The organism is Myceligenerans indicum (assembly GCF_016742955.1).
Lineage (GTDB): Bacteria > Actinomycetota > Actinomycetes > Actinomycetales > Cellulomonadaceae > Myceligenerans > Myceligenerans indicum.
This window is the reverse complement of sequence record NZ_JABBYC010000025.1, coordinates 40,974-61,311: the sequence shown is the minus strand read 5'-3', so window position 1 is coordinate 61,311 and position 20,338 is coordinate 40,974. Positions and strand designations below refer to the sequence as shown.

At 72.9% G+C, this 20,338-nt stretch carries 15 protein-coding genes; 7 read left to right on the top strand and 8 right to left on the bottom strand.

Annotated features, from left to right (window positions below; genetic code table 11):
* Positions 1 to 26: 26 nt before the first annotated feature.
* The 3 genes from HGK34_RS13700 to HGK34_RS13690 form a co-directional block, all read right to left on the bottom strand.
* Positions 27 to 2,432 carry a heavy metal translocating P-type ATPase gene (locus tag HGK34_RS13700; RefSeq protein ID WP_201848258.1) on the bottom strand — a complete coding sequence of 802 codons (2,406 nt, stop codon included), beginning with the start codon at positions 2,430 to 2,432 and terminating at the stop codon, positions 27 to 29.
* 46 nt (positions 2,433 to 2,478) lie between these two features.
* The gene (locus tag HGK34_RS13695; RefSeq protein WP_201848255.1) at positions 2,479 to 2,787 is read right to left on the bottom strand and encodes a heavy-metal-associated domain-containing protein; all 309 of its coding nucleotides are present in this window, start codon (positions 2,785 to 2,787) and stop codon (positions 2,479 to 2,481) included.
* Between the two features lie 75 nt (positions 2,788 to 2,862).
* Complete coding sequence (locus HGK34_RS13690) at positions 2,863 to 3,237, bottom strand: metal-sensitive transcriptional regulator (RefSeq protein ID WP_201848253.1); 375 nt, start codon at positions 3,235 to 3,237, stop codon at positions 2,863 to 2,865.
* A gap of 209 nt (positions 3,238 to 3,446) precedes the next feature.
* Here HGK34_RS13690 and HGK34_RS13685 point away from each other — a divergent pair, with 209 nt between their 5' ends.
* On the top strand, positions 3,447 to 6,131 hold the full coding sequence (locus HGK34_RS13685) for a right-handed parallel beta-helix repeat-containing protein (protein WP_201848251.1): 2,685 nt from the start codon (positions 3,447 to 3,449) through the stop codon (positions 6,129 to 6,131).
* An 84-nt stretch (positions 6,132 to 6,215) separates the two neighbouring features.
* On the opposite strand, the gene hemL is transcribed toward HGK34_RS13685, so the two are convergent.
* From hemL to HGK34_RS13660, 5 genes are all read right to left on the bottom strand, one after another.
* Entirely contained in the window at positions 6,216 to 7,583 is a 1,368-nt protein-coding gene (hemL, locus tag HGK34_RS13680) for a glutamate-1-semialdehyde 2,1-aminomutase (RefSeq protein WP_307815956.1), read from the bottom strand.
* Positions 7,584 to 7,699: 116 nt separating this feature from the next.
* A complete protein-coding gene (gene hemB / locus HGK34_RS13675) occupies positions 7,700 to 8,695 on the bottom strand; it encodes a porphobilinogen synthase (protein WP_201848247.1) in 996 nt (331 codons plus the stop codon).
* Between the two features lie 37 nt (positions 8,696 to 8,732).
* The gene (locus tag HGK34_RS13670) at positions 8,733 to 9,566 is read right to left on the bottom strand and encodes a uroporphyrinogen-III synthase (RefSeq protein ID WP_201848245.1); all 834 of its coding nucleotides are present in this window, start codon (positions 9,564 to 9,566) and stop codon (positions 8,733 to 8,735) included.
* Positions 9,563 to 10,699 (bottom strand): hydroxymethylbilane synthase, encoded by a 1,137-nt coding sequence (gene hemC, locus HGK34_RS13665; RefSeq protein WP_307815955.1) that lies wholly within the window; start codon positions 10,697 to 10,699, stop codon positions 9,563 to 9,565. Before hemC ends, HGK34_RS13670 begins: the two co-directional genes overlap by 4 nt.
* A 102-nt stretch (positions 10,700 to 10,801) precedes the next feature.
* Positions 10,802 to 12,262 (bottom strand): glutamyl-tRNA reductase, encoded by a 1,461-nt coding sequence (locus HGK34_RS13660; protein WP_201848241.1) that lies wholly within the window; start codon positions 12,260 to 12,262, stop codon positions 10,802 to 10,804.
* A 49-nt stretch (positions 12,263 to 12,311) separates the two neighbouring features.
* On the opposite strand from HGK34_RS13660, the gene hemE reads away from it, so the two are divergent.
* The 6 genes from hemE (at position 12,312) to HGK34_RS13630 (ending at position 20,298) form a co-directional block, all read left to right on the top strand.
* The gene (hemE, locus tag HGK34_RS13655) at positions 12,312 to 13,415 is read left to right on the top strand and encodes a uroporphyrinogen decarboxylase (RefSeq protein ID WP_307815954.1); all 1,104 of its coding nucleotides are present in this window, start codon (positions 12,312 to 12,314) and stop codon (positions 13,413 to 13,415) included.
* Between the two features lie 49 nt (positions 13,416 to 13,464).
* Entirely contained in the window at positions 13,465 to 14,964 is a 1,500-nt protein-coding gene (locus tag HGK34_RS13650) for a protoporphyrinogen/coproporphyrinogen oxidase (RefSeq protein WP_201848236.1), read from the top strand.
* A 181-nt stretch (positions 14,965 to 15,145) separates the two neighbouring features.
* Positions 15,146 to 15,901 (top strand): hypothetical protein, encoded by a 756-nt coding sequence (locus tag HGK34_RS13645; RefSeq protein ID WP_201848234.1) that lies wholly within the window; start codon positions 15,146 to 15,148, stop codon positions 15,899 to 15,901.
* Positions 15,902 to 16,236: 335 nt separating this feature from the next.
* Positions 16,237 to 17,496: a hypothetical protein gene (locus tag HGK34_RS13640; protein WP_201848232.1), complete on the top strand. Its 1,260-nt coding sequence runs from the start codon at positions 16,237 to 16,239 to the stop codon at positions 17,494 to 17,496.
* 265 nt (positions 17,497 to 17,761) lie between these two features.
* On the top strand, positions 17,762 to 19,360 hold the full coding sequence (locus HGK34_RS13635) for a hypothetical protein (RefSeq protein WP_201848230.1): 1,599 nt from the start codon (positions 17,762 to 17,764) through the stop codon (positions 19,358 to 19,360).
* Between the two features lie 119 nt (positions 19,361 to 19,479).
* The gene (locus tag HGK34_RS13630; protein ID WP_201848228.1) at positions 19,480 to 20,298 is read left to right on the top strand and encodes a DUF5926 family protein; all 819 of its coding nucleotides are present in this window, start codon (positions 19,480 to 19,482) and stop codon (positions 20,296 to 20,298) included.
* Positions 20,299 to 20,338: the final 40 nt, after the last annotated feature.

The window sequence follows — 20,338 nt, the reverse complement described above, 5'->3', positions numbered from 1 at the left end:
AGATGTGTATAAGAGACAGGGGTGGGTCAGGCTGCGTGGCGGAGGCGGAGGCTGTTGGAGACCACCAGGACCGAGCTCGCCGCCATCGCGGCGCCCGCGATCATGGGATTCAGCAGGCCCGACGCCGCCAGCGGGATCGCCGCGACGTTGTACGCGAAGGCCCAGAACAGGTTCTGCCTGATGATCCGCAGTGTCCGGCGGGACAGCCGTACCGCCGACCCTGCCGCGCGGAGATCCCCGCGCACCAGGGTGACGTCGCTCGCCTCCATGGCGACGTCGGTCCCGGTGCCCATGGCGAGCCCCAGATCGGCGGTCGCCAGGGCCGCGGCGTCGTTCACGCCGTCGCCGACCATCGCCACCGTGCGGCCCTCGGACCGCAGCCGGGCCACGACGGCGGCCTTCTCGTCGGGCAGCACCCGCGCGATCACGTCGTCGTCGGCGATCCCGACCTCGCGAGCCGCGTGCCGGGCCGCGCCCTCGTTGTCCCCGGTCAGCAGGACCGGCCGCAGGCCGAGCTGCCTGAGTTCCTCGATGGCCGCCGCCGACGTCGGCTTGGCCGGGTCGCGCAGCACCAGAACTCCGCGCGCGGTGCCGTCGAGCGCGGCCACGACGGCGGTCGCGCCGGACGTCTCCGCCCGCTCGACGGCCTCCGTCACCCCGGCGGGCACTGTCACACCCCGGCCGCCGAGCCAGTCGGCACGCCCGACGGCGACCCGGCGTGTGTTCAGGCCCATGCCGCCGGCACCGGGTCCGTTGCCGAGGCCCGCGTGCGACCGCCGCACCAGGCCCTCCACACCGCCACCCGGGTGCGCGACAAAGCCGCTGACCTCGAGTTCTCCCGCGTTCGCCGCCTCGGCGTGTTCCGGATCGCCCAGCTCCGGTGGACTCTGCGCCGCCCCGGCCCGGGCGATCGCCTGCGCGATCGGGTGCTCGCTGAGTGCCTCGACTGCCGCCACGTGGCGCAGGAGCTCGTGCGACGCCTTGTCGCCGGGGGCGTCCGGGACCACGACCTCCTCCAGGGTCATGCGCCCCTCGGTCACGGTCCCGGTCTTGTCGAGCACGATGGTGTCCGCGCGTCGTGTCTCCTCCAGCACCTCCGGTCCGCGGATCAGGACGCCGAGCTGGGCGCCGCGACCCGTGCCGACCAGGATCGCCGTCGGGGTGGCCAGGCCCAGGGCGCACGGGCAGGCGATGATCAGCACCGCCACGGCGGCGGTGAACGCGGCGTCCGGATCGCCCGTCGCGACCAGCCAGCCCACGAGCGTCAGCGCCGAGAGGGCGAGCACCACCGGAACGAACACCGCGGAGATCCGGTCCGCGAGCCGCGCGACCGGGGCCTTGCCCGTCTGCGCCTGGCTCACCAGGCGGCCGATTCGGGCGAGCGTCGTCTCCTCGCCGACTCGCGTGGCCCGCACCAGCAGGTGGCCCGAGGTGTTGACGGTGCCACCGACGACCGCGTCGTCCACCGTGACGTCGACCGGCACCGGCTCGCCCGTCACCAGCGAGGTGTCGACGGCGGACATGCCATGAACCACCACGCCGTCCGTGGCGAGGGTCGCACCCGGCAGGACGGTGAAGACGTCGCCGACCCGGAGCTCGGACACGGCGACGGACCGCGTGCGCCAACGGCCGTCGTCGGACCGGAGGGGCGTCCCGTCCGGCCCGAGCGCGACCAGCTCGGCATCCTTCGCGCCGAGCGCGAGCAGCGCTCGCAGCGCGTCGCCGGCGCGTCGCTTGCTGCGCCACTCCGTGTAGCGGCCCGCGAGCAGGAAGGTCGTCACCACCGTGGCGACCTCGAAGTACACGTGCGGCGTGCCCGGTCCTGACGAGAGCGCGCCCGCGACCAGTGCCCAGAGCGACCAGAGCGTCGCCGCGATCACGCCGAGCGACACGAGGGTGTCCATGGTCGACGAGCCGTGGCGCGCCGCGCGTGCTGCCGCGGAGTGGAACGGCCACGCGGCCCAGGTCGCGACCGGCAACGCGAGAGCCGCGACCAGCCACAGTTTCCCCGGGAACTGGATCGCGGGCACCATCGACAGCACCACCACGGGGACGGCGAGGATCGCCGCGACGCGCAGCCGTCTCAGCAGGTCGGCGCCCCGGTACTCCGTGTGCCGATGCCCGGTGTGCTCACCGGGCGCTCGGGGGGCCTCGGCGGTGCCGGGCCTGGGCTCCGAGCGGCGGGAGCGCGTCACACGGGCCTGGTAGCCCGCGGACTCGACGGCCTCGAGGAGCGTCGCGTCGTCGACGTCGCCGGACAGCAGCACATGCGCCGACTCCAGCGGCAGGTTCACCGTGGCCTCGACGCCGTCGACCTTGTTGAGCTTGCGTTCGACCCGCGCGACGCACGACGCGCAGGCCATGCCCTCCACGGCGAGCTCGACCTCGCCCGTGCCGGCCGTTCTCCGCCCGGTCTCGTGCGCTGTCTCCATGATGACGACTGGTCCTTCCTCAGCCGGCCGGCCTGCCGCCTCCGGACTACTTCTCGACGATCGGCAGCATGTGGGTCGCCTGGCGCCCGGGTGCCTGCGCGCTCGACTCGGCGGCCACCGCGTTCTCCAGGACCTCGACGCCCTCGACCGAGTAGCCGGCCTCGTCCACGGCGTCGCGCAGCGGCGCCTCGGTCAGCGGCAGCTTCGAGACGACCGCGACCCTCGACGTTCCCCCGGCGTGCAGCTCGATGGACACGTCCTGCACGTCGGCGAGGGCCATGAGCTCGCTGGTCACGGCGGACGCGCAGTGCGCGCAGGTCATGCCGGTCACGTTCAGGGTCGTCACCGTGGTCATGTCGGACTCCTTCGTCGTTGTCTCGCTGCGTTGCCCGTGGTCACGGTAGCCGGTGGTCACGCCGCTGAGCGGCGGTCACATCCGCACGAGCCGGCCGATGGCGTCGCTCGCCTCGCGGACCTTGGCGGCGGCCCCGTCGTCGTCCCCGGCACGGGCGGCGTCGACGACGCAGTGTCCGAGGTGGTCCTCGACGAGCGCCAGGCTGACGGCCTGGAGCGCCTTGGTCACGGCCGCGACCTGGGTGAGAACATCGATGCAGTACGCGTCCTTGTCGATCATCCTGGCGATGCCCCGTACCTGGCCCTCGACACGGCGCATGCGCTTGAGGTACGCCTCCTTGTCGGAGGCGTAGCCGTGCGGACCGTCGTGCGGTCCGGAGCCGTGCTCGCCCTCCGGCCCGGCGGCGGCGGCCGTGGTGGAGTGGCAGCCCTGTGCCTCGTTCTCACTCATGGGCATACTATACCCCAGGGGGGTAGGTGTGAAGCAAGGGCTGTGAGCGAGTTGGTGCCGTCAGCCCCTCAAAACGGCGACATTGCAGCGTTTTATTCAATCTATCCGGCATCCTGGATTTCCTGGCGAGAAACCGGTATCTTGCCTGGAAAGCGATATCCGACGGATGTCGTGGAGCCCCACCTTCAACGACGAACGTGAGGAAGACGATGAGACGACCAGGAGCACGAATCGTCGCCGGGGTCGCCACGGTGACGCTCGCGGCCACCATCGGGATGGCCACGCAGTTCATGACCGAGGCCCAGGCCCTGGGGAGCGCTACCGGCTACGCGACCCAGAACGGCGGGACGACAGGGGGTGCCGGCGGTGCGACCGTGCGGGCCACCACGGGGACCGAGATCCACGAGGCCCTGTGCACGCGCGCCAGCAGTGACACGCCGATCATCATCGAGGTCGAGGGCACCATCAACCACGGCAACACCAGCAAGGTGTCTGGCGACAGCTGCAACACGGCGGACGACAAGATCGAGCTGAAGCAGATCAGCAACGTCACGCTGATCGGCGTGGGCAGCGGCGCCGTCTTCGACGAGCTCGGCATCCACGTGCGCGAGGCCAGCAACATCATCATCCAGAACCTGACGGTGCAGAACGTCAAGAAGTCGGGCTCCCCGACCTCCAACGGTGGCGACGCCATCGGCATGGAGTCCGACGTCCACAACGTCTGGGTCGACCACGTCGACCTGCGCGCCTCGGGCGGTGAGTCGGACGGCTACGACGCTCTCTTCGACCTGAAGGCCAACACCCGGTACGTGACGTTGTCGTACAGCACGCTGCGCGACTCGGGGCGGGGCGGCCTCGTCGGCTCCAGCGACAGCGACACGAGCAACACCTACATCACGTACCACCACAACCTGTACGAGAACATCGACTCGCGGACCCCGCTGCTGCGCGCCGGTACCGCCCACACGTACGACAACCACTTCGTGGGACTGGTCAAGTCGGGCATCAACTCCCGCCTGGGCGCGAAGGTGAAGGTCGAGAACAACTACTTCGAGGACTCGGCCAACCCGCTGGGCACCTTCTACACCGACGAGCTCGGCTCCTGGGAGGTCAGCGGCAACATCTGGGACAACATCACCTGGAACAGCGAGGACCACCCGGCGGGCCCGAACCCGACGTCGACCACGTCGGTGAGCATCCCGTACTCGTACACGATGGACGCCGCGGAGTGCGTGCCGAACCTGCTCGCGCAGACCGCCGGCTCGCACACCGACCTGGCGGTCTCGGACGGCAGCTGCACGCCCACCGTGCCGGACCCGGACCCGACCGACCCGGGCGACCCCACCACCGAACCGACCACCGATCCGACGGACCCCGGCGAGCCCAGCGGTGAGAACCTGAGCATCGGGGCCGGCGCGGACGGCTCGAGCAAGGCGAGCGGCACGAGCTACGGCAACGTGATCGACGGCGACATGAGCACGGTGTGGTCCCCGACCGGCTCCACCGGCCGCATCTCGGTCAAGTGGGGCACCGACCAGACCGTGGCGGCCGTCAACATCCGCGAGGCCGCGGGCAGCGAGGGCAACATCGGCTCCTACGACGTCGTGGACCACGACAGCGGCACCGTCCTGACCAGCGGCAGCGGTGCGGGAGTCATCACCTTCCCGGCGGCGTCGCTGCGCAAGATCGACTTCGTGATCACCAGCTCGTCCGGGACGCCCGCCGTGGCGGAGTTCGAGACCTACGCCGACGCGTCCGGGGCCGACCCCGGCGACGGCGGGAGCGACCCGGGCACCGAGGAGCCCCCCAGCGGCGACGCCCTGTACGTCGCGCCCGGCGGTACCGACGGCGCCTCGGGTACCGAGAGCGACCCGACCACGCTGACCGCCGCGATCGCCGGCATCGAGCCCGGCGGGACGATCTACCTGCGCGGCGGCACGTACGCGCTGTCCGAGACGGTCCGCATCGAGCCCGGCAACGACGGGCTCGCGGGTGACCGCACCGAACTGTTCGCCTACCCGGGCGAGACGCCGGTGCTGAACTTCTCCGCGCAGAGCGAGGACTCGTCCAACCGCGGGCTCGCGATCGGCGGCGACTGGTGGCACATCAAGGGGATCGTCGTCGAGCACGCCGGTGACAACGGCATCCTGCTGGGCGGGAACGACGACATCATCGAGCGCACGGTCACGCGGTTCAACCACGACACCGGGCTGCAGCTCTCGCGCTACACCGCCGGGGCGCCCAGCTCCGAGTGGCCGTCGAACAACCTCATCCTGAGCGCGGTGTCGCACGACAACGCCGACTCGGACGGTGAGGACGCGGACGGCTTCGCGCCCAAGCTCACGGTCGGCCCCGGGAACGTCTTCCGCTACACGGTGTCGTACAACAACATCGACGACGGCTACGACCTGTACACCAAGAGCGCGACCGGACCGATCGGCGCCGTGACCATCGAGGACTCCCTCTCGCTCGGCAACGGCTCGCTGTCGGACGGCACCGTGAACGCCAACGGTGACCGCAACGGGTTCAAGCTGGGTGGCGACGGCATCGCCGTCGATCACACGGTGCGGCGCAACGTCGCCTTCGAGAACGGCAAGCACGGGTTCACGTACAACAGCAACCCCGGCACGATGACCGTCTCGAACAACCTGAGCATTGGCAACGAGCAGCGCAACTTCCAGTTCGACGGCGGCACCTCGGTGTTCCGGAACAACACCTCGTGCGACTCGGGGTCGACCGACCGGTACCTCGGCGACGCCGACGGCTCGAACCAGTTCTGGGACGGGTCGAACGGCTCCCGGTGCTCGCAGTACGGCGGGAGCCTGGACTGGAGCTTCGACGCCGACGGCCGCCTCGTGATCACGATCGGTGGCACCGTGGTCGATCTGTCCTGACGCCCTCTGCCCGCCGCCGTCGGCCGTGTCTCCTCCGGCCGGCGGCGGCGTTCCACGGTCCGCTGTCCCGTCGGCGGCCCCGGCCTACGGCTTCGCCGCTGCTGCCGCCCGCGCCGCCGCCGGCAGCGCCTCCAGGATGCGGTTCACGGCGTCGTCGTCGTGGGCCGCGGACACGAACCACGCCTCGAAGACGGACGGCGGCAGCGCGACCCCGGCCTCCAGCATCGCGTGGAAGAACGCGGTGTAGCGGTACGACTCCTGCGCCTGGGCCTGCCGGTAGTCGCGGACGCCGGACACGGCGGCCAGCGGGCCGAAGAACACGCTGAACAGCGAACCCGCGCGTTGCACCACGTGCTCCACTCCGGCGGCCGACAGAGCCTCTCCCGCCGCGTCGGCCAGCGCCGGGGCCGTGCGGTCCACATGGGCGTACACGGCGTCGTCCGCGAGGCGGAGCGTCGTCAGCCCCGCGGCCACCGCGACCGGGTTCCCGGAGAGCGTGCCCGCCTGGTAGACGGGCCCCAGCGGCGCCAGGTGATCCATGATCGAGGCCGGCCCGCCCAGCGCGGCGACCGGCATCCCGCCACCGACCACCTTGCCGAAGGTGAACAGGTCGGGCGTGTACCCGGCCGAGCCGGTGACGTCGGCAGTGTTCTCCGCGTTCTCCAGGCCCCACCAGCCCGACGGTCCCACGCGGAACCCGGTGAGCACCTCGTCCATGACGAAAAGGGCGCCGTGCCGGCTGGTGATGCGGCGCAACCCCTCGTTGAAGCCCTCGTGCGGCGGGACCACGCCCATGTTGGCCGGGCTCGCCTCCGTGACGACGGCCGCGATCCGCGACCCGTGCTGGGCGAACGCCGCCTCCACGGCCGCCAGGTCGTTGTACGGGAGCACCAGCGTCTCCGCGGCGGCGGCTTCCGTGACCCCCGCGGACCCGGGCATCGCGAGGGTCGCGACACCCGACCCGGCCTCCGCCAGCAGCGCGTCCACGTGCCCGTGGTAGCAGCCGGCGAACTTCACGATCATCGGCCTGCCGGTCACGCCGCGGGCGAGGCGCACGGCCGTCATCGTCGCCTCGGTCCCCGTGGAGACGAGACGCACGTGCTCGGCGGCCGGCACGCGGCGCCGGATCTCCTCGGCCAGGTCGACCTCGCCCAGGGTCGGCGCCCCGAACGACAGCCCGCGCGCCGCGGCCTCCTGCACCGCTGCCACGACCTGCGGATGTGCGTGCCCCAGCAGGGCCGGGCCCCACGAGCACACCAGGTCCACGTACTCCCGCCCCGCCACGTCCGTGACGTACGGGCCCCGGGCGGAGGCCAGGAACCGCGGGTCGCCGCCCACGCTGCCGTACGCCCGTACCGGTGAGCTCACCCCGCCGGGGATCGCGCCCTGTGCTCGCAGGAACGCGGCATGGTTCGGGTCCCTGCCCGCTGCCTGCGTCTCGATCTCGCTCACGTCAGCTGTCTCTCCTAGGTCGTCCTGGTGCGCCTCTCGCGACCACACCATTCTGCGGGGGTGGCTCCGCGCCGCCCGAGCACGACGGCGTGGTCGCGCTCGGGCGGCGCAGGGTTTCAGCCGAGCCAGCCGGCGATGTCCAGGGCGAAGTAGGTGAGCACCACGTCGGCGCCCGCGCGCCGGATGGCGGTCACGGACTCCAGCGCTGCCGCCCGCCGGTCGATCCAGCCGTTCGCCGCGGCCGCCTCGATCATCGCGTACTCGCCCGACACCTGGTACGCCGCCACGGGCACGTCGCTCCGGTCGGCGACCGCGCGTAGCACGTCGAGGTACGAGCCCGCGGGCTTCACCATGACCATGTCCGCGCCCTCGGCCAGGTCCAGGTCCGCCTCGCGCAGACCCTCGCGCGCGTTGCCCGGGTCCATCTGGTAGGTGCGGCGGTCGCCCTGCAGCTGGGAGTCGACGGCGTCCCGGAACGGTCCGTAGTACGCGCTCGCGTACTTCGCGCTGTAGGCGAGGATCGTGGTGTCCTCGAACCCGGCCTCGTCCAGCGCCTCGCGGATCATGGCGACCTGGCCGTCCATCATCCCGCTGGGCGCCACGACGTCGGCCCCGGCCCGAGCCTGCGCCACCGCCATGCGCGCGTACCGGTCCAGCGTGGCGTCGTTGTCCACCCGGCCGTCGCCGGTCAGCACACCACAGTGGCCGTGGTCCGTGAACTCGTCGAGGCAGGTGTCGGCCATCACCACCGGACCGGAACCGCCGTCGGCCCCTGCCACGGCGTGCCGCGCGATCCGGATGGCACGCTGCAGGATCCCGTTCTCCGCGTCGCCCTGCGAACCCGTCGCGTCCCGCCGTTCCGGGATGCCGAACAGCATCACGCCGCCCAGGCCCGCCTCGGCCGCCTGCGCCACCGCCCGGCCGAGCGTCTCCTCGGTGTGCTGCACCTGGCCCGGCATCGACGGGATCGGCCGTGGCTCGAGCAGCCCCTCCTTCACGAAGAGGGGCAGGACGAGCTCGGCCGGATGCAGTCGGGTCTCGCCGACCAGACGGCGCATGGCAGGCGTCGCGCGCAGGCGGCGCGGCCGGTACACGATCCCGGAGGTGCTCACGGGGTGACTCCTTCGTGATGGGCGGGTAGAGCGGAACTCATGCTGACAAATCCAGGGCGTGGACGACGGCGGTCGCGAGCGCGTCGTCCGTCGGCCGCGCGGCCACGGCCACGACCTCGTGCCCGGCCTCGCGTGCGGCGCGCGCCGACGGCTCGCCGATCGCGACGACGCGCTGCGGTCCCAGCTGCGCGGCCACCTGGCGCGCCGCCGATCCCGACGCCACGACCACGACGTCGTACCCCGTGGTGCTCGCGTGCTCGACGACGTCCCGGGCCAGGTCCCGCGCGACGGTGCGATAGGCGGTGACGACATGCGGCTCCCACCCCTTGGCGCGCAGCCCCTCGGGCAGCGTGGGAGCGGCCAGGTCCCCGAGCGGCACCAGCACGCGGCGCCCTGGGAGCGGACCCTCCGAGGTGCCCGGTCCGTCCACCACGCCGTCCCGGTCGGTGGAGGTGCGGTCACCGGCTGGAAAGGCAGGGAAGGCGCGTACCAGGGCGGCCGCCGTCATGCGGTCCGCCGGGACGAGAGCGACGGTGAGCCCGTGGCGCTCGATCGCGCGCCGCGTGGCGGGGCCGACACAGGCCCACAGCGTCCTCGCCTCCGCGAGGCCGCTCCGCCCCGGCCCGTCCAGGAGCGCGTCCACCGCGTTCACGCTCGTCAACGCCACCCAGGCGTACTCGCCGCGGGCGAGGGCGGCGCGTGCGTCGGCAAGCTCGGCGACGTGGGCGGGATCCTCGACCGGAGCCCGTTCGACCACGGGCCCGGATACCGCCGTGACCCCCGTTCGGCCCAGTCGGTCGATCAGGCCCGCGGCCCGCTCCGGGGAGCGCGCCACGAGCACCGTCGGTGTGGTCGGCAACCTGGCGGTCACGCCCTCTCCGTGTCGCCGTGCAGGGGCCGCGCGGCGTCGGTGACCGGCGCCGGGCCGACGGCGGACGGGACGCCGGTCGCGAGCGTGACCGGTGACCCCAGGGGTGCCAGCTCGTGGGCTCCGAGGGCCAGGAGCGACTCGGCCATGCGGACGCCCAGGTCCCGGGCGATCTCGTCCAGTTCGGGGTCGGCGCATGCACGGTTCCCGGCGGCATAGGGGCCGAGGTCCGCGCTCATGGTCCGCGTGATGCGGCCGGCTCCGCTGACCGCGGCCACCGCGGACCGCAGGTGCAGACCGCCGTCGGACAGCACCGCGTGCGCACCGACGGGCGCGGCGCAGCCGGCCTCCAGCCGGGCGAGAACGGAGCGCTCCGCGAGAACTGCCAGGCGCGTGGCCGGGTCGTCGAGGTCGGCGAGCGCGTCCGCGAGGCCCGTGTCCGGAACGGTCCCGGCGTCGCCGGGCACGACGTCGGCCGTACGGACCTCCACGGCCAGCGCTCCCTGCCCGGGCGCGGGCGCCATCGTCTCGACCGGGATGTACTCGCTGATCACGTCGGTCTTGTCGACCCGCTTCAGGCCGGCCGTGGCGAGCACGACGGCGTCCAGGTCCGCCTCGGGGCCCAGCGCGCGGTCCAGCCGGGTTCCCACGTTGCCGCGGATGTCGACGACCTCGAGGTCGGGGCGCACCGCGCGAACCTGCGCGGCCCGTCGCGGGGAGCCCGTGCCGACCCGTGCACCGGTCGGCAGCGTGGCCAGGGTGAGGCCGTCGCGGGCGCACAGGGCGTCGCGCGGGTCCTCCCGCTCCGGGGTCACGAAGGTCAGCCCGGGGTGCGGCGTGGTCGGCAGATCCTTCAGCGAGTGCACGGCGACGTCGCAGCGTCCGTCGAGCAGCGCCTCGCGCAGCGCGGTGACGAAGACCCCGGTGCCGCCGAGGCTCGCGAGCGAGCCGGTCCTCACGTCCCCCTCGGTGCGGATCCGGACGAGTTCCACCCGACGCCCGGTCAGGTGCTCGATCCGGCGGGCGACCGTGCCGCTCTGCGTCATGGCGAGGGCGCTGCCGCGAGTGCCGAGGCGGATGGGGGTACCGGCGTCGGCGCCGGACGGTGTGCTGACGGACGTGGGGGTCGAGGTCACCAACCCAGTCTCCACCCAGAAGCGCACCGAAAAAAATCCGACCGTGCTCCGTCGGCGCATCTCACAGCAGCGCGTCAGATCCGCACGGTCCCTCGGCCGGGATCACGCACTCCCGGATCGGCCGGCCGGGCAGGACTTCTGGCCGGCCTCACGGGCGATCGACTCCGCGCCCTCGATGACCTCGGCCTGCTGGGCCTTCGCCCGCTCCCGGGCCGCGGCGCGTACCGCGACGATCCTCGGGTGCAGGTCGGCGTGTACGCGGCGCCGGATGCCGCGGGCGATCTCGTCGGCGTCCTCCGGGGTCGGCCCCGCATCCCCGGCGGCCGTGCGTGCGGCGGCCAGTCGCGCGACAGCGGCGTCGGTCTCGGCCCGCACCCGGTCCTCGGCCTCGTCCAGCAGCGCCACCACGGCGGCGTCGGCCTCACGCCCGAGCCGGGTCTCCTCGAAGGCCCGCGCCGCGGCGCCCACGATGCCCCGCGCGTGCCCGACGACGTCCCGTGCCACCGCGGGCGCGTGCGCCTTCAGCCCGGCGAGGTCGTAGAGCAGCACACCCTCGACGTCCACCACGTGCGGGTCCACGTCCCGGTGCAGCGCCAGGTCCAGGATCACCAGCGCGCCGGGCTCCGGCTCGTCGCCCGCACGGTCGGCCGCGCGCTCCCGGGCCCGCACGACGGCGGCGGCGTCGAGCACGTGGCCGAGGCTCGCCTCCGCGGCGGGACGGTCTCCGGGTGCCGGGTGCCGCCCCGCCGCCGGGCTCGCGTCAGCATCGGCCGTCCTCGTCGCCCCACGAGCGCCGCGTCCGCGGGCACCACTGCACGAGACCACGACGTCGGCGTCAGCCAGGGCCTCGACCAGGTCGTCGACGGCGTCGACCCCATGGGACACGGCGAACTGCGCGGCGCGCCCGGACTGCGAGTACACGCGGATGTCGGCGCAGCCGCGGGCGCGCAGGGCCGCGACCGACGCGCCGGCATACGATCCCGTGCCGATCAGGACGGCACGTGCGGAGTCCCAGCGCGGGACCTCGTCCTCGGCCAGGTCCAGCGCGAGCGACACCACGGACCGGCCGGCCGCGCCGAGCTCGGTCTCGGAACCGACCCGCTTGGACGTGCGGGACGCCGTCTGGAAGAGGAGTTCGAGCGTCTTGGAGGTGGTCTCCTGCTCGCGGGCCACGGCGAGCGAGCGCTTCACCTGGCCGGCGATCTCCCGCTCGCCCACGACCATCGAGTCCAGTCCCGTGGCCACGGAGAACAGGTGCTCGGTGACCTCGGGCCCGGTACGGATGGTGAAGGAGTCGACGGCGGCCTCCGTCGTGACCCCCGACTCCTCGGCGACGAGTTCCGCGACGTGGTGCGTGGCGTGTCCGACGGCGTGGCCGTCGAGCGGTGCGTCCACGTCGAGGTACAGCTCGAACCTGTTGCACGTGGAGATGACCACGGCCCCTTCGACCGGCCCGCAGGTGCGTACGACGGTACGGCCCACGGACGCGGATCCCATGGACAGGCGTTCCAGCGCGTCCAGGTCGAGCTCGCGGTGGGAGGCGGTGAGGGAGAGGAGAACCACAGTCCTCCGACTTTATTGGGTGGCATGCCGCAGGGCACAATCGGTAAGCGTGAACCTCGCCACGCTCGCTCCCGGAGCAGCCCTTCCGGCCGACCATCCGCTCGTCGACGGACGGACGGCGTCGGCCCCGCTGGTTCGTGCCCTCCGGGGAGACCGCCCGGAGCGTCTCCCCGTCTGGTTCATGCGTCAGGCGGGACGGTCCCTGCCGGAGTACCGCGAGGTGCGGCAGGGCACCAGCATGCTCGACTCCTGCCTGCGGCCCGACCTCGCGTCGGAGATCACGCTGCAGCCCGTGCGCCGGCACGGCGTGGACGCCGGAATCTTCTTCAGCGACATCGTGGTGCCGCTCCGGCTGGCGGGCGTCGGTGTGGACATCGCTCCCGGCGTCGGACCGGTCATGGACCAGCCGTACCGCACCGCCGACGACGTCGAACGCCTGGTGGCCCGTTCCCTGGACGACGACGCGCTGACGCCGATCCGGGAAGCCGTGGCGCTCACGGTGGCCGAGCTGGGCTCGACACCCCTGATCGGGTTCGGCGGTGCGCCCTTCACCCTGGCGGCCTACCTCGGCCAGGGGCGCCCGTCGCGGGACCACCTCGCGGCCCGGACGATGATGCACGCCGCTCCCGAGACGTGGAACCGGCTCGTGTCCTGGACGGCGGACCTCACGGGCGCCTTTCTCCGGGCACAGGTCCAGGCGGGGGCGTCGGCCGTGCAGCTCTTCGACTCGTGGGCGGGGTCGCTCTCCCGTGCCGACTACACCGACCGGGTCGCCGGGGCGTCGGCGCGTGCGCTGTCGCACGTGGCGGACCTGGGGGTGCCGGGGATCCACTTCGGCACCGGAACCGGCCACCTGCTCGGCGAGATGCGTGACGTGCTGGTGTCCGCGGGCGTGCGGGACCACGCCGTGGGTGTGGACTACCGCACTCCCCTGGACGAGGCCGCCGGCGTGCTGCCCGGTGTGCCGCTGCAGGGCAATGTCGATCCGGCGCTGCTGGCCGCGCCCTGGCCGGTGCTCGAGGCGCACGTGCGGGACGTCGCGGCTCGGGGTTCCGCCGCTCCGGCCCACGTCCTGAACCTCGGGCACGGCGTGCCGCCGGACACCGACCCTGAGGTGCTGACCCGCGTGGTGGATCTGGCGCACTCGCTGTGATCGGGGACCTGATGCCTGTCCGGCGCGCTCCGGCCGGCCGGGGTCGGCGATGAGGCGAGACCGGTCGGCCGCCGGGACCGACGCCGTCGTCGTCGGTGGCGGGATCGGGGGGCTCGTCGCGGCCTGGGAGCTCACCCGGCGCGGAATGCGGGTCGTGGTGCTCGAGGCCTCGGAGCGTGCCGGCGGCCCGGTCCGCGGGGGAGCGTTCGAGTCGCTCCCCGCTGTGCCGGTCGATCTCGGTGCCGAGTCGTTCGCCGTGCGTGGCGGCGCGGTGGAGCGTCTCGCGGAGGAGCTCGGGCTGCCGGTCGAGGCGCCGGCCACGCTCGGGGCCTGGGGGTTCGCCGCCGGAAGGGCCTTCCCTCTTCCGGCTGCCGGCGTGCTCGGGATCCCGTCGCGCCCCTGGGCCGCGGACGTGCGCCGGGCCGTGGGCTGGCCGGGTGCCTTCCGGGGAACCCTGGACCGGGTGCTGCCGCGGGGCGTCGCCGACCTCGGTGATCTCGGGGCACTGGTGCGCTCCCGCATGGGCCGGCGGATCACCGACCGGCTGGTCTCCGCCGTTGCCGCAGGGGTGCACTCCGCTCCGCTGGACCGGCTCGACGTGGATGCCGTGGCGCCCGGGTTGCGGGCGGCGTTCGAACGGACGGGGTCGCTGTCCGCCGCGGTGGCGACGCTGCGGGCCGCCGCGCCTCCCGGAGCCGCGGTACGAGGGATCGACGGTGGTGTGCACGCGCTCGTGGACGAGCTGGTGGGCCGGCTGGACGTGCGGACCTCGCACCGGGTCACGGACATCGGCCCGGACGGAGGCTGGGTGGTCACCGCCGCCACACCGGACGGGCCGGTGGTGTTCCGGGCCGCCCGGCTGGTGGTGGCGACCGCCGGTGCGGCGCCCCTGCTCGTTCGGCGGTGGCCAGGCCAACCGGGGCCCCGTCCGGGGACACAAGAGGTGCCCTCGCCCTCGCCCGAGCTGCCGGTCCCGGATCCGGGAGCCGATATCTGGCTCGCCGCACTCCTGGTCGCGGCGCCCGAGCTGGACGCCGCGCCGCGTGGGACCGGGATGCTGGTCGCCGCCGGTGACGACCTGCGGCTCGGCGGCCGGGATCAGGCTCCGGTGCGGGCCAAGGCGCTCACTCATGCCACGGCGAAGTGGCCGTGGCTCGCCCGGCGCGTGCGCGACGCGGCCGGACCCGGGATGCATGTGGTCCGGCTGAGCTACGGGCGGATCGGCGAACCAGGCCGGGAACCCACCCGAGAGGAAGCCGTCCGCGACGCGTCCGCCCTGCTCGGCACCGACCTCACCGGGCGTCTGCGGGGCTTCGTGACCCAGCGTTGGGAGGGTGCGCTCCCGCCGCCCACGCCCACATACCGCGCGCAGGTCCAGCACTTCCTCGACGTGGCGCGGGGCGTTCCCGGGCTCGCGGTCACGGGCGGCTGGGTGGCCGGTACGGGGCTGGCGGCGATCGTCGCTCAGGCGCGGGAGGCCGCCGCGGTCGTCGCCTCCGCGGACGCGACGGCTGATCCCGCTTTGCCTCATCTGGACGACAAAATGTGACTCTCGTCACGGAACCTCGGAGTGGGTCACGTCGTGCTCCACCCCGAACTGTCGTGTTGGTGCTCTTTGGCGTGTGGCGAACCACAAGTGCGATGTCGCGCTTCTCCACCTGCCGCCTAATTTCGGCGGCACGCAAGGGGATTCAATTCGCGCAACGCGCCTGATCCAGGGGGTTAGTTCCTTGAAGCACGTAGCACCGAAGAAGAAGGCCGGGGCCGTTCCGGTCTCGCGCACCATCGCGACCGTCGCGATCGTGACCGCTGCGGCCGGCGCGGCCACCCCGGCCATGGCGGCCGAACTGCCCCACTCGGACCTCGGTCTGGACAACCTGCCCACGACCGACATCGTGGACCTGCCGGACCACGACGCCCTGGTCTCCGGCATCCAGGATGTCGTGGCCGGTCCGCGTGGCGCCGACCTTCCGGGCGTCAAGGTCCCGGGTCTCCCTGCCGATCTGGCGGACCTCGGGGACGCCGGAGCCGTCGTCGGCATGGCCGAGGCCGCTGCCGGCGAGGCTCAGGCAGTCGCCGAGGGCGCGATGCCCGCGTCGATCGCCCCGGTCGAGCAGGTTGCCCCGAACTACTCCCTGCCCGGGTTCGCGGGCCAGGGCGACGCCGTGCAGGGCGCGCTGGCCGCTGCCGAGGCCGTGAAGGGCACGGCGGAGAGCGCGACCAGGGGTGCGCCGCAGGCCGCGACGGCCGCGGCGGAGCCGGTGGTCCAGGGCGTCATGAGCCAGGCCGGCGGCGTCACCGGCGTGGCCGGCGTCGTGGACGGCGCGACGGGTGCGACCGGCGTCGTGGACGGCGCCGCGGGTGCCGTCTCTGGCATTCCGGGCGACGACATCGTCGGTGGCGTGACGGGTCAGGTCGAGGACGCCGCCACCGGTGTGGCTCCTCTGGGCGGCGTGCTGGGCACGGCCGCGGGCGTCGTCGGCTGATCCGCCGACCCGCCGCCCGGTCCCGCGTCCGCGGGGCCGGGCGCTTCTTCTTGCGGCGAGACTGCTGCGCCCTGCGGCAGGCCCCTGGCGCGGTGCGATCGTTGCCCCATGAAACCGCTGATGAGAGCCGTTGTGGCCTGGAGAATGTGATCTTCGTCACGGAACCCTGGCGGGGCCGAATTCGTAGCCCACGCTGAATTGTCTTGTTGGTGTGTTTTGGTGGGATCGCCCCCCGCGGAGTCGACTTTTTTCACCCCCTCGTCCGGCACTAGCTTCGGCGCACGCAAGGGGAAATTTGACATCGCGCAACGCGCCAGAGCCATGGGGGTAGCTCCTTGAAGCACGCAGCATCGAAGAAGAAGGCCGGGCCCACCCCGGTCTCCCGGACCATCGCGACCGTCGCCATCGCGACGGCCGCAGCCGGCGCGGCCACCCCGGCCATCGCGGCCGAGCTGCCGCAGCCAGACCTCGACCTCGGCGACCTGCCCACCACGGACGTCGTGGACCTGCCGGACCACGACGCCCTGGTCTCCGAGCTGCCGGTCAGTGAACTGCCCGTCAGCGAGCTGCCCGTCTCCGAGCTGCCCGTCTCCGAGCTGCCCGACGCGTCGGCGGGCCTCGGGCAGGCCGGCGGCGTCGTAGGACAGGCCGAGGCGGTGGCCGGACAGGCCGAGGCGGTGGCCGGCGACGTCCTGCCCCCGGCGATCGCCCCGACCGACTACCTCACCCCGGACTACTCCCAGCCGGCGTTCTCGAGCGAGGGCGCGACCGAGGCGGTGGGCTCGACCGCCGACTCGGCAGCGAGCTTCGCCGGCGCGGCGGCTCCCGGGGCCGTCGAGGCGGTCCCGGGAGCCGTGGCAGAGGTCACGACGCCCGCCGCGAACGTCGTCTCGAACCTTCCCGGCATCACCTCAGGGGTGTCGCGCCTCGCCGCCGGCATGCTTCGCGGTCTGCCCGCGACCATCGCGCCGGGGACCGGTGCGGCGGCGAGCGCCATGTCCACGGCACTGAACGGAGTCGTGCCGGGCGTGGTGGGTCCGCTCATGGACAAGGTCGTGCCGGGCGCGGCCGCTGCCGTGACCGACGACGTCGCGCCCGAGGTGGTCGGGCAGGTCGAGCGCGGGATCGTGCCCGGCGCGCTGGTGGCGGCCGACACCGTCAAGGGATCCGCCCAGGCCACCGCGAAGGGGGCTCCGGGTGCCGTCGCCGACGCCGTGGCGCCTGCCGTCCGGGACGCGGTGGGCGAGGTCGACGGGCTCACTCTCGTGGACGGCGTGGCCGGGATCGTGACCGGCGCGACCGGGACCGCCGGTGTCGTGGACGGCGCGACCGGACCGGTGGACGGCGTGACGGGCGCGGTCGGCGATGCCGCCGGTGCCGTGGACGGCCTGAGCGGCACGGTGGACGGTGTGACGGGTGCCGTCGGCGGTGTGACGGGCACGGCGGCCGGCGCGGACGGTGGTGCCGGGACCGTGGACGGCCTGATCGAGGAGACCGACGGAGTCGCCGGCCAGGTCCAGGGGACCGTGGACGGCGTGGCCGGGACGGCCGGCCTGGACGGTGTGCTGAGCACGGCCACCGGCCTCGTCCGGTGATCGGCGCAGGCCGGTGATCGGCTGAGTCAGACCAGGGCCCGGCCTCGCGTCCGCGGAGCCGGGCCCTGGCCTTCGTGGCGGTAATTTCCCTGTACGGCCCGCATTTTGGCCCTCGGGCAGCGGACTTGACCGCCCGTTACACCATCGTTATGGTGCGCCGCATAGATCGCCCGTTCCGGGGTATAACAGTCAGTCCCGGAGCGGTAGCGTCCGGAGGGCACGGCGCTCAAGGACGTACGGACCGCCTCCACAGGGGAAGCAGCTGATGAAGCAGGCAACGAAGACGACTCGCAAGAGCACGGCCACCAAGCAGGTCAAGCGTGTTGTGGCCACCCTCGCGCTGGCGACGGCCGCGGGGACCGCGGCGGCACCCGCGTTCGCCTCGGCCTCCTGCGACAACGATCGCGGCGACGACGGCGTCGGCCAGGCGTTCGGATCGGACCGCCCTGGTGCGAGGTTCGGTGGTGCGGGGCGCGGCGTCGAGGTCAAGGATGACGGCACCGTCGAGGTGCACACCCGGGGATCGTCGAAGGGTGTGGGCGGCCTCCTTTCCGGTGTCCTCGGCGGGGCGGCGTCGGCCGCCGACGACGCGGTGGACGGCGTGTCCCACGCCGTGGACGAGGCGACGGACCCGGTCGAGGACGTGGTGGACGACGTGACCGGACCTGTGTCCGGCGTCGGGGATCACCTTCCGTCCCCGAAGCCCTCCGCGAGCGGTGCTCCGGGACCGTCCGCGGAGGCGGGCGCCGGCGGGAAGCAGACCCTCGCTTCAGCGGCGACGGGTACTGACGACACGGACTCGACGTCGAAGGATTCCGGCAAGAAGGATTCCGGCAAGAAGGATTCCGGCAAGAAGGAAACCGGCAAGAAGGCCTCCGGCAAGGCGGCCGAGCCGGAGCAGGGCGAGCCCGGCTACTTCGCCATGGCCGACATCGACTACAGCGGCACGCGCGACCGGGAGCTCGCGGCGGAGTCCCTCCCGGGAGTCCCGCAGGAGAGCGACGAGGACGGCGAGGTGCTCGCGTTCAAGGCGACCGCGCGAGTCCTGGGCTTCGAGCCGGAAACCTTCTCCTCCGACCCTGACGAGGACCGGTCGGGTGCCTACGAGCCGCGGCACATGCGCGGGGCGTCCCGGAGCGGCGAGCGAGCACCGTGGGAGACGTACAAGGGCGCGGAGGAGGGTACCGGCGGGTCCTCCTCCTTCATGAACCTGTTCGGCGGGATCGGCGTCGGCGCGGTCGAGCTGGACGCCTCCCTTTCCGGAGATGGTCTCGAACTGCGGGCGGAGACCGACGGCACAAAGGCGGGTGTCCAGCTCGACGAGGGTGGCCTCAGCGCCGATGCCGAGGTCAAGGACGTCGCAGGCGTGGCCGCCGGTGCGAGTGACCAGGGTGTCGACGCGTCCGGCGGCGTGGCCGGGGCGGCGAGCCTGGAGGCGCAGGCTGCTGCCACCGGTGATGCCGCTGTCGTCGGTTCCGAGGACATGTCCTCCTCGGAGGCCGGGATGAGCGGTGTCGAGCAGGAGCTGACCGGCCTGGCCGAGCGCGAGGCCCAGCCGTTCCACAACGGCACGAACGACTTCGTCGGCCAGCGCATGCGTGGTGCGCTCAGCCCCGCGGGCGCGCAGTTCCTGTCGTACGAACCGACAACGGTGGATCGCGTGGCCGAGGAGGCCGATGCCGCGACCCGGGAGGCCACCATCGACGCTCCGCTGCGGGTGGCGACCACCGGCACGGAGGCGGCGGCGCTGACCGGGCTTGCGGGCGCGCTGGTCGTCGGCGGGGCGGGCGCGCTGCTGGTGGCGAACCGCGGAGGCCGGAACGGCGGACCGGCGCACGCGGCCGCGCGGAACACCACCGCCTGACATCAGCCGCCGTTCGACGCCAAGAAGTTCTGTTGGTGCCAAACCGCTATCAGTGTGTGGCGACTGTTGCATATCAGTACCAGATGTGACAGTCGCCTCACACGGATAGACTCGCCTGCATGGCTCAGAACGACTTCGTGCTCCGCCCCTTCGAGGGGCTTCCCGGCGAACCCGACTGGGTCGCGTTCCGCGAGGTGGTGCCGTCGGCGACGGGGACCGCGCGCACGACCTCCGCGTACGGCTCGCGCGACGTCACGATCGTCACCAACCTCCCGGCGGGCTGGGTCGCCCTGCACCGGAGCGACGGTGCGGTCCTGCTCGCGGTACAGGGCATCGTCGGTTCCGGAGATGTCAGCCGTGATCTCGCCGCGGCACTGCTCACCGCGCTCGACGCCGAGCCCGGTACGTCCGTGGAGCCCGCCGGTGTTCCCGCGCCGGACGCACCCCGCCTGCAGGACGTGCTCGACCTGTCGGTGCCGTTCGAGGTGACGGTGCAGGAGGGCTTCGACTACTGGCTGGCGCCGGATGCCGAGATCACGTCCGATGTCCAGGCTTCTCTCGAGGATGCCTCGGCCGGCGCGATCCCCACGGTGAAGCTCGGCGGCGTCGAAGCCGCCTACTGGTGCCGCATGACGCGTGAGTTCGTGCGCTGGGCGCGGCCCGAACCCGAGGACGCGGTCATCGACGCGCTTTCTCGTCTGCACGCCAAGCGCGAGTCAGGACTCGCCGGTGGGCGTTTTGTCGGCGCGTTTCGCGCGTCAGGTCTGATCGTGCCCGTGTGGGAACTTCCGCGCGGCACCGAGGCGGAGGACGTCGAGGAGCCGATCGCCGAGCTCTCGGAGCGGCTCACGAAAGCCCTTGCCGCGGAAGGTCCGCTCGATGCGAACGAGCGACGCGCCAGAGCGGGTATCGTCTCGCGGCAGGTCACTTTGCGCTGAGGGACTCGTTCAATATCACGGGGTGTTCACGGTAATTCCC